The organism is Micromonospora sp. U21 (genome assembly GCF_018070045.1).
Classification (GTDB): Bacteria; Actinomycetota; Actinomycetes; order Mycobacteriales; family Micromonosporaceae; genus Micromonospora.
On the sequence record NZ_JAGPYK010000065.1, the window covers coordinates 1 to 9,782 of the forward strand.

At 68.2% G+C, this 9,782-nt stretch carries 8 protein-coding genes and 3 pseudogenes; 2 read left to right on the plus strand and 9 right to left on the minus strand.

Annotated features, from left to right (window positions below; translation table 11 throughout):
- Positions 1 to 830: 830 nt before the first annotated feature.
- Positions 831 to 2,291, minus strand: coding sequence for a S8 family serine peptidase (locus tag KBX63_RS34530; protein ID WP_210918627.1), 1,461 nt, complete (start codon positions 2,289 to 2,291; stop codon positions 831 to 833).
- Positions 2,292 to 2,516: 225 nt separating this feature from the next.
- On the opposite strand from KBX63_RS34530, the pseudogene KBX63_RS34535 reads away from it, so the two are divergent.
- Positions 2,517 to 3,473 (plus strand): annotated as a pseudogene (locus tag KBX63_RS34535) (Hsp70 family protein); the annotation flags it as partial.
- Positions 3,474 to 3,880: 407 nt separating this feature from the next.
- Here the strand turns inward: KBX63_RS34535 and KBX63_RS34540 are convergent.
- From KBX63_RS34540 to KBX63_RS34565, 7 genes and pseudogenes are all read right to left on the minus strand, one after another.
- Entirely contained in the window at positions 3,881 to 4,417 is a 537-nt protein-coding gene (locus tag KBX63_RS34540) for a helix-turn-helix domain-containing protein (protein ID WP_210918634.1), read from the minus strand.
- 56 nt (positions 4,418 to 4,473) lie between these two features.
- Positions 4,474 to 4,965 (minus strand): annotated as a pseudogene (locus KBX63_RS35875) (replication initiator); the annotation flags it as partial.
- A 4-nt stretch (positions 4,966 to 4,969) separates the two neighbouring features.
- The gene (locus KBX63_RS34545) at positions 4,970 to 5,401 is read right to left on the minus strand and encodes a hypothetical protein (RefSeq protein WP_210918628.1); all 432 of its coding nucleotides are present in this window, start codon (positions 5,399 to 5,401) and stop codon (positions 4,970 to 4,972) included.
- A 291-nt stretch (positions 5,402 to 5,692) separates the two neighbouring features.
- Positions 5,693 to 5,929, minus strand: a complete 237-nt coding sequence (locus KBX63_RS34550; protein WP_210918629.1) for an integrase core domain-containing protein — start codon at positions 5,927 to 5,929, stop codon at positions 5,693 to 5,695.
- Complete coding sequence (locus tag KBX63_RS36985; RefSeq protein ID WP_374102301.1) at positions 5,815 to 6,606, minus strand: IS3 family transposase; 792 nt, start codon at positions 6,604 to 6,606, stop codon at positions 5,815 to 5,817. Before KBX63_RS36985 ends, KBX63_RS34550 begins: the two co-directional genes overlap by 115 nt.
- A complete protein-coding gene (locus KBX63_RS34560; RefSeq protein WP_210918631.1) occupies positions 6,579 to 6,878 on the minus strand; it encodes a transposase in 300 nt (99 codons plus the stop codon). Before KBX63_RS34560 ends, KBX63_RS36985 begins: the two co-directional genes overlap by 28 nt.
- Before the next feature lie 136 nt (positions 6,879 to 7,014).
- The gene (locus tag KBX63_RS34565; protein WP_210918632.1) at positions 7,015 to 7,338 is read right to left on the minus strand and encodes a hypothetical protein; all 324 of its coding nucleotides are present in this window, start codon (positions 7,336 to 7,338) and stop codon (positions 7,015 to 7,017) included.
- Between the two features lie 572 nt (positions 7,339 to 7,910).
- Between KBX63_RS34565 and KBX63_RS34570 the strand changes: the two genes are divergently transcribed.
- Positions 7,911 to 8,465 carry a hypothetical protein gene (locus KBX63_RS34570; RefSeq protein ID WP_210918633.1) on the plus strand — a complete coding sequence of 185 codons (555 nt, stop codon included), beginning with the start codon at positions 7,911 to 7,913 and terminating at the stop codon, positions 8,463 to 8,465.
- A 73-nt stretch (positions 8,466 to 8,538) separates the two neighbouring features.
- Here the strand turns inward: KBX63_RS34570 and KBX63_RS34575 are convergent.
- Positions 8,539 to 9,592 (minus strand): annotated as a pseudogene (locus KBX63_RS34575) (IS481 family transposase); the annotation flags it as partial.
- Between the last annotated feature and the right edge of the window lie 190 nt (positions 9,593 to 9,782).

Genomic DNA, 9,782 nt, shown 5'->3' on the forward strand with positions numbered 1-9,782 from the left:
TGTAGACATCCCAGTAGTCGACCGACGTCAGGCGCCGTCCGAGCAGGTCGCGCAACTTACCCTCGAAACGGCCACGCAGATCGTCGGCCTCGCGTACCTCTTCCACCTACCGATCATCGGTGGTCATTCCTGTGACCGCACCGCGTTTACGCTCGATGCATCGCTACGCCTGCCACAGTGCCGTGATCGGATGCGCGCTCATGCCGCGATCCGAGTGTTACGGATTGTGACCGCTTGCGTCTGGAGGGACGTCTGGACATGTCGATGAGCGGGGGTGGCCATGGTGGCCCGGGCGTGCCAGTCTTTTTCGCTGCTGTTTGGTTGGTGGTAACCGAGGCGGCCCACTCGGCTGAACTAATGCGGTGCCCGTCGGCGCGCCCCGACACCAGGACCACGGTGGCGATGAAGCGTGCAGCCTGCCGATGGTGGGCAGGTGCACTGACGCGTCGCTCGGTGTAGAGGGCAGCCGGGCCGGCCTGACCCGGAGGACCGGGCTGTCCGTCGCGGACGCCCGGTCCCCGGAAGGCTCCCGGTATTCAGGGGAGCAGGCCCAGCGCTCGAAGTGTTGCCTGCCCTCGGACGCCATCGGGATGACCTTCTCCTGTTGTCAGGCGATCCGGCGCCTCGTCGGCGTCGAGGAGTCGTCCCCGGTACTACTTCATGAACGCCCCGGCGTACGGGCGGTCCTGGTCGTGGATCGTGAGCTGTGCCAGAGCAAACACGGTCATCGCGGCATGTCGCCAGCCGGTGATCGTCCGCTCCGTGGCGCTGTTTGTTGTCGGTGACGGTGCCGGCTGAACTAGCTACTGCGCCGTTGAGCTGATCGGCCGTCAGGCAGGTGTCGCCCCCAGCAGGACCGCCGAGGCGTACACGTCGACGAGGCCGGTTCCCTTGTCGACTGCGGTGGTGTAGGGCCCGACGGTCTGGTAGGCCGCGCCGTCCGTGAACTTGTACGCCGTGGCCTTGAGCGCGTCCTCGACCTGGGCCGGGGTCGCGTTCGGTGCGACCTGGAACAGTTGGGTAACGATGCCCACGACGTGCGGGGTTGCCATCGAGGTACCGCTGATCGTGTTGAACGTGCCGAGGTCCAGGGGCCCGGGGCCGTTGTGCGGGTCCAGACCGGTCGAGCAGATCAGCAGGTATGGCCGGCAGGCCGACGTGATGTTCGATCCGGGTGCCGAGACGTCCGGGTAGGTCTCTGGGTGTCCCGCCGCCCCGCGGCTGGAGAACGTCGACACGCTACCGTCGCGGGTGCCGGTGCCATGGTCGTCGTAGGAGGCGACCATGAGGATGCCCGGAGTGGGGTCCTGACCCGGAGGGTTGGTGGCGCTATTGTCCGGGCCGTCGTTGCCGGCCGCCCAGACGGTGACGACACCCTCGGCGGCCAGCGCCCGTTGCAACTTGGTGGTCGCCGAGTTCGGATCGAACGCCCCACCGCCACTGGGGCCGTACGAGTTGTTGCTCACCTTGATCGGTGGGCAGCCCGCGCACGGGTTCAGGTGATGGTCGAGCACCCAGTTCAGCGCGCTGTCCGCCCCGAAGATGCTCAGTCCCGCACCGACCGACAGGCTGATCAGCGTGGCGTCAGGGGCAGCGCCGTGCAGCCGGGTGCCGTCGGTGAGCGTCGTGTCCCGCCCGGCGACGATCCCCGCGACGTGCGTGCCGTGCCCGCCGGCCGACAGCGTGTCGGTGTCGTTGGCCGCGCTCAGGTCGAGGAAGCACGAGTCGTTGGGTAGCGGGAGCGGCAGACCCAGGTCGGTGAGCGGGCCGCAGATGTTCTTCAGATTGAGCTTCACTGCGCTGGTACCGTCCGCGTTGCGGAAGAACGGGTGCGTGCCGTCCACGCCCGTGTCGATGATCGCCGCCGACACACCGCGGCCGTCGACCGGCCGTCCCTGTCCGTCGCGCAGCTCAGCGCGCGCCTGCTCGCCTCGGGTAGCGACGTTCGAGGTCGACAGGTATGGCCGCAGCGGCTGGTCACCCTCGACGTACGTGACACCGGCATGACCGCGAACGGCCACGATCTGCTCGGCGGTGCCGCGCGCAACCGCGACGCCGATCTTGTTCCAGGTTGTGATGAGTTTGAGGCCGGTGTCGGCGGCCGCCTGCCGGGCGGCGCCGATGCTCGTACCGTGCACAAACACCGGGATCGCGCCGGAGGCTGTCGTCAGCGTCCGCGCCAGGGAACTGGATATCGGGGCGAGTGGGTTGCTCGCCTGCGCCGGCGCGACCGGCGCGACGAGCGCCGCGGCAAGGACGCCGGCGATCAGGGGAGGGGTGGTTCGAAGCATGAGGGGACTCCTCTGGGAGCGTGTGTCGCCTGTCTATGTCCTACATCGGCGATCACCGAACTTTCGCAACACGGGTACGTCCTAAGGGCGCGAATGCGTACGGAGTCAGGACGCCCTGCGCACAGGTTCACCGATGCGACGTCACGAGGACCAGAGCTGACGGGCCCCATTCCTGCCTGTAGCGGCGGGGTGACGTAAGCGAGATGTTCATGTTTGACTATGCCTATGCAGGCGGGGGAGGCGCGGCTAGCAATCGACTGCGGCACCACCAGCACCGTCGCCGTCCTTGCCTGGCCCGACGGCAGCCGGTCGCCACTGTCCTTCGACGGCGCACCACACCTGCCCAGCGCCGTCTACCTCTCCCCGGACGGCGACGTGTGGACCGGGCAGCGGGCCTGGCAGGCCGCGGCGGACCAGCCGAACCGGTTCATCCCGGCACCGCGCCGCCCGACCGATGATCAGCTCACCGTCGACGGAACCGTCGTTGACGCTCTCGACCTGACGGCAGCAACCTTGCGCCGCGTCGCTGCCGAGGCCGAGCGGGTCGCCGGCGGCCCGGTGCAGGATGTGCGTCTGGTGGTGCCGGCGGGGTGGGGGCCGCGGCGGCGCACCTGGATGCGGCAGGCCGCCCACCGGGCCGGTCTTCCACAGCCACGCCTGGTGGAAGCGCCGGTGGCCGTCGCCGAGCACCTCGTGGCCACCGGCCTGCAATGGCCGGTGGGGTCGTTCATCGCCGTCTGCGACGTGGGTGCGGGCGCGGAGGTCACTGTCCTGCGCCGCGGCCCTGCCGGCTTCGAGGTCCTCGCGACCCTCGCCGACCCAGCCGCCGGCGGCAGCGCCATCGACCAAGCCCTCGCCGCGTCCCTCACCGGCGACCCCATGCCCGAGGACGCCGGTGACGGCGCAACGCGGTGGACGGTGGCCGCCAGCGTTCAAGCCGCGAAGGAAGCCCTGGCACATCACCCGGCCGTGACCGTGCCGCTTCCCGACCGGCCACCCATCATCGTGAACAACGCCATGCTCGAGCAGGCCGCCCGCCCGGTCCTGCAGCGCGCTGCGCAGCTGACCAGCGAGGCGGTCACCGCAGCCGAGATTAGCACCGACGAACTCGCCGGCGTCTACTGCGTAGGCGGTGGCGCGCACCTGCCGCAACTGGAGAAGCTCATCGCCGATGAGACCGGCGTCGCCCCGACGGTGGTCACGCAGCCGGCACTCGGTGCCGCCCGAGGCGCCGCGGACGCTGGCGCCGCCAACCCCAGCACGGCGAGCGCCGTGGAAGTGCCGGTGCCTCCGGTGCGGCGGGCCGTCGCCATCGCCGTGCCCGGCTTCGCATCCCTGGCCCTGATCTGGCAGTGCATGATGACCGCAGAGCAGCACAGCGCGCTGAACGTGCACTACTGGGTGACCCTGAACTGGGGCGAGCTCACCATGGCCGCCGTGTTCGCCCTCCTGGCATGCCTCGCCGCGGGCACCATCCTCGGCTCCCTCGCCGCCGCTCACAGCCCCACCCCCGACACCCGGTCCGAAGGCGGAAAGATCAGCGTTGGCATCCTCGCCGCCGTCTCCCTCGGCCTCGCGATCGCGGGCCTCTACGCAGTGGTTGCCAGCCAATATCTAGGCCAGCCGGTGGGCGCGTTCCTCAGATGGGCCCTCTGGCCGATCACCCCGACCGTGCTGATGGCCGCCGCCATGGCGGTCGTCGCCGCCCGGCAATGGCGCGCACCCCACGGCGGCTGGTCGGAGCTGCTGGCCGTGCCGACCGGCTCCGTCGTCACCGCCGCCGCCGGCATGACGCTGATCCAGTACTCCCTGACCGCCGACCGGTGGCCCGACCTCATCCTGTGGATCGACATCGCCGGCCGCGTCGGCGGCCTGCTCCTCGGCGTCGGGGTCGTCATGGCGCTCGTGACACCGCTGGTGTTCCGCCTCATCCTCGCCGCACCCCTCGCCGTGATCACCGCCGCGATCGTCAGTTCACAGTCCGCCGGAACACTCGGCGTCATTAGCCGAGCCTTGTACGCCTCCACCGAATCAGGCACGACGCGACGAGCGCGCCCGATCCGCACACCCGTGAGTTCCCGCGCCTTGATGAGCCGATACACCGTCCAGTACGAGCCGCTCAGCATTTCGGCCACCTGGTCAATCGTCAGCCAGTTGCCGACGCCCTTCGACGTGTCCACAGTCAGGTCCTCCCGTTGCTGAAGGTGGCGTCAGGGCTTGCAGAGACATCGGGGGTGCCGTCCAGTGTCGCCTTGTCTCTGGTGGCAAGCAGGGCGGACCGCCATTGCGCCCGCTGGGACAGGGCGCGCAGGAGCCGGTGTTGCAGCGGCGGGATATCGGGGTCATCCGGGCGGGCCAGCTCCCAGGCGTAGGTGGCCGGTTGGTCCGGGCCGGCGGGGTCGCCGTCGTCGGCGCCAGTGCTGATGCCGAGGAGGTTGCGGACCCAGGCGCGGGCGTCGGCGCCCTGGTCGGCGAGGGTTTTTCCGGACCGGTCGCGGGAGACGAGGATGCGCCGGCCGCCGGTGCCGAGGGTGGCCCGTTGGTGGACCTTGCCCTTGCAGCGCCCGGCTTGCAGCCGCCCATGTGCTTTCTTCGGCTGGACGCCATACAGGAGCCAGTTGGCGCACCGCTCGTTGCACGGCGTGATGCGCAGCTGGTGCCACAGCCGGTCGAGGCGGTCAGCGACCGGGTGGGCTCACGGTGGTGATCGGAACACCGGCGCGGCGGGAGATCAGGCCGGCCAGTTGGTCCACGTCGGCGTAGGTGGTGTTGAGGGTCCAGTCAACGGTCTCCGGGCGCGGCGGACGCCGCAGCTTCAGCGTGTAGTGCAGCGTCGTGCCGGCCGGCAGCGAGTTCACCGCGTACGAGGTTTCCTCGGTGCTGATGGACACCACGTCGGTCCACGGCACGCCGACGAGGCGGCGGCCAGCGGCATCGACGAAGCCGCCAGTGAAGACGTAGAGCCCGCCGCGTGTCCGCCGGAACCACACGTACACCCAGGCGGCGACGCTCAGCAAAGCCAGCGTCATCCCGGTGACGGTCAGGGCGTTATACGGACCGTTGATGAGGAAGTTCGCGGTGACGATCAGCAGCACACAGCAGAACACCATCCCAGGAAGGCCGGGCCGGCGGAGCGCCCGCCGCTCGAATCGGCCGAGTTCTAGGCGCCGCGCCAGCGCCGCAACCGCTTCGCCGGGGGAATCAATCAACATGGCCTGCGCAGGGGGTAGATGGGGACGGTCGCTCTTGCACCCTAGCTGAAATGCACATAGTTAGCACGAGTGTCCCGCGTCTGAAATCCGCCGACAATATCGGGCGAGGGAGTCGAGGATTTCCTCGGTGGTCTTGGCCCACACGAACGGTTTCGGGTTGTCAATCCCCTGGAATCGTGGAGGACTCGGTTATGCGGCCTGGTTCTCCAAGACGCGGGTGGTGGATCGTTCGTAGTCGATTGGTGAGCGTGCGTCGCAGACGGAGTGGCGGCGTCGGCGGTTGTAGAAGTCGGTGATCCAGGTGGCGATCTTCAGCCGGGCCTCGGTACGGGTGCGGAACTGGTGACGGTGGACGTACTCGACCTTGATGGTGGAGAAGGTGGCCTCGGCCACGGCGTTGTCGAAGCACGAGCCGATCCGGCCCATCGACTGGTGCACCTTCCAGCGGGTGCACGCCCGGGCGAAGTCGGCCGAGCAGTATTCGCTGCCCTGTCGCTATGGAAGATCACTCCGGCGACGTCGCCGCCGCGGGTGACCGCAGCCATGTTCAACGCGGCGACGACCAGGCCGGCGTCGTGCCGGTCGCCCATGGCGTAGCCGAGGATGTGCCGGGAGTACAGGTCGATGACGGTGGCGAGGTAGAGCTTGCCCTCCTGCGTGGCGATCTCGGTCATGTCGCCGCACCAGGCCACGTCCGGCGCGGGCGCGGTGAACTGGCGCTTGACCAGGTCCGGGGCGGCTGGCAGCTTGCCCTGTCGGGTCAGCCCACGCCGGCGTCGTTTCGCTCTGGCAACGAGGCCCAGCTCGGCCATGAGCTGCGCGATCGTGTTGTCCGACACCCGCCAGCCCTGCTCGCGTAACTCGTCGCCGATGCGTGGGCTGCCGTAGGTGCCGCCGGAGGCGTCGAAGACGCGTCGGACCGCGTCCGTCAGCTTGGTTCTACGGTCCTGGCGGGGTGTCGGCGGACGGCCCCGCCACTTGTAGAACCATGACTCGGACACTCCGAGGGCCCGGCAGGCCACCGCGTGCGGCACGTCATGCTCGGTCCTCTGGGAAGCGATGAAGGCGGCCACGCTCACCGGCCCGTCGCTTCCTTGACCCACAGGACCACGGATCGCTTGAGGACATCACGCTCCATCGCCAGCTCGGCGTTCTCCCGCCGCAACCGCGCCAGCTCGGCCCGCTCGTCCTCGGCCAGTTGCCCGGCAGCGGCTTCGCCACGAGCGGCACGATCCTGCTGCACCCAGTTGGCCAGGGTACCGCTGTTGATCCCCAGATCACGCTTTACCTGCGCGATCGACTTCCCGGTCTCACGTACGATCCGGACCGCGCCCGCGCAGAACTCCGGATCGAACCGGCGTCTCGTCTCAGCCATGAACCTCTATCCCTCAAGTTCTGGCCTCCACGTTACGAGGGGAATCACAAGCGCTGGCTCCGCTCGTAACTGCGGTCACGACCGTGCCCGGCCCAGTAGCGGCAGCGGGCGGGCCGTGCTGGTCAGAGCGTCGACGTCACGGCGCGGCGGTGTCGACGGCCTGCTTGAGCGCCTGGCGCAGCCGTCTGATCGGCGGCACACCCGAGGTGCCGGCGTCGTCGCGGTAAAGCCGGCACGCCATCGCCGGACGGTGATGGGGTTCGGCGAACGGGTCCCGGCCGTCGATGAGGAAGCTGGGTGAGCCGAGGAAGCCGAGCTGCTCGGCCTCGGCCTGGCTGGTCACCACCCGCGTGGTGAATCGCACCGTCGCCAGGCCCACCTCGTCGAGCGCTCGACGCAACACCACGGCGGCCGGTCCTTTGTTCGGGCAGCCCTCGACCACCATCAGCTGTACCTGCATCCGCCCATCGTGTCCTTCCCTGACGCGGTCGGCCAATGCCTTCACCTGGCCGCTGCTCGCCGACCGTCATGGCGCACAGCGTGCGTGCAGCCTCTACCTGCGGCTCAGGCAGGCAAGGCTGGGGGTCCGTGTCTTGCAGCAGCTGTGGCTGCCGCGGAGCGAGCGTCACGTTGCGCGATGGCCGTGCGGTGCGCGCGACGTGCGCGGACATAGCCGATGAGCGGATGGTTCGTCGATACCGGCAGTGACATGATCAACCTGTGGCGGACAACTTGTTTACTTCCGGGCCCTCCGCCTTTGACCAGCATGGGCGAGGTTGTACATGTGACATACGGGGCCGACCCTGTTAATCCTCATCGCCGCCACGGTCTTCCTGGTCCGCCTCGCAAGACCCTGACCGCCTGCCTCGACCCCCAGGGAAGATAGTCGATGGGCTAGCTTCCCTAGCTAGCCGCGATCCGCCGGCCCTCCCTCCCGTCGGTAGATGTCCCCGAAGGTCGTCCTTGGCTGGGCGTCGAGGCGCGGCCGATCGGCAGTACATAGATCGTCAAGCTGAGCATAGGAGCAAAAGGGTGCACTTGAGGCAGACCATGATCCCCTCCATCGCGGTCGCCGTGGCCATGACAGTGGCGGGATGCGGAGGAGCCACCGAGTCCACCGCGGCGAGCGCTCCGAGCCAAAGCGCCAGCGCGGTCCCATCGACCCCGCCGCCCTCGGCACCCGCAGGGAACAAGCTTGGCGATGCGATTCCCTTTGACGAGAACACCTCGACCATCACGTTCTACGGTTACAAGCACAACGCCACGCAATTCGGAAAGCCATCAGACAGTGCCTATGTCTATGGCGCGATCGACCTCAAATACTGCCTCAAAAAACTACCCAAGGGATACTCCGCTGTCTCGATTGGCACCTCAAATTGGGTATTGAAATTCGGGGACGCTTCAATCAAGAGCACTGGCCACGCTGGCGGCAACGGCATGAAGCCCGAGTATCCCGACCGGAAGGAAATCAAGGTCGGGACCTGCGTTCGTGGTTGGCTTGAGTTCAAGGTACCCAAGGACGGAAAGCCGACTGCGGTGGAATATACGCCAGCAGGGGCTCCCGAACCAATCACTTGGACTCCGTGAGCTTACCGTTCCAGCACCTGCGGCTGAGAGCCGGCTGAGGCACCCGGCCCGACACGGGCGCGAATCATCGACCTGACCCGGACGAACCGGCGGCTGACGGAGACGCCGGCAGTGGTGCAAGCAGCGGCCCTCGGGGTGCGGGGACGGTGGTGGCCAGCGCCGGCGGCAGCCGCAGCGGGATCTGATCCTCGGCGGGCTGGGCGATGAACCGGTCGGCCGGGAACGCCATCCCGAGGGACTGGTGGAGTCGTTCGGTGTTGTATTCGCGCCGGAACATGTCGATCGCTGCCTGTTCCGTGCAGGGAAGGGCGCGGTGCGGCGCTTGGGCTTCCTCCGGGTCAGCCCAGCCTTCGACGTCGTCGAGGAGTTCGCGTTGCAGGGTCTGGTGGAATCGCCTTGCCGGTGGCGGTCGGTGAGCGAGGCTTGGTCAGCCGGTGGGTGATGCCGTTCTCCCGGCAGATCCGGTCGAATATCACCTCCCCACCACCACGGCCGAACCGGGCGGTGAACTGCTTGCCGTTGTCAGTGAGCATCTCGTCGGGAATCCCGAACCGTTGCAGAGCCTCGGCGAAGGCGAGGCACACGGCCCGGCCGGTTGCCCGCCGGACCACGGCGGCGATGAGGCAGAACCGGGAGTGGTCGTCGACGCCGGTGACAACCTTGGCCTCACCGCCGTCTGCGAGCTGGATGCCGCCGACGATGTCGAGCTGCCACAGTTCCATCGGTCGGCCACGTTCCCACCGCCGGTAGTCCTCTCGACGACGCCGGCGAGGTGTCGGATCGACCAGGCCGTGCCGGAGCAGTACCCGATGCACCGTGACCCGCGACGGGACCGAGCCGGGGCAGTCACGCCGGCTGAGCTCATAGACCAGGCGACGGGCACCCCAACGGGGATGGTTCCGGCGCAGCTCACAGATCAGCGCCTCCACCTCCGGCGCAGTCTGACCGGGCGAGGAACGTGGCCGGCTGGATCGATCGGTCAGCCCTTCCAGGCCCCCATCCTGATACCAGGACAGCCAGCGATGCACTGCCTGGCGGGAAACTCCACATCGTTCGGCGACGTCCGTGACCGTCGACCCGGAAAGCACGTCCTGGACGGCTCGATACCGCTGCTCCATCACGCTCATCTCCACCAACACACTCGGCGGAGTGTCACGCGGGTCCTGATACCGATGTGTCACGCTGAGCCACCCCCGCTTCTATGGAGCTTCTTGATCATGGTCTGATGGCCGTGGGGAGGAAGTCGTCCGTGGCAGCACCGAAGAAGTACCCCGACGAGCTACGTCAGCGCGCTGTGCGCTTGTATCGCGAGTCGGA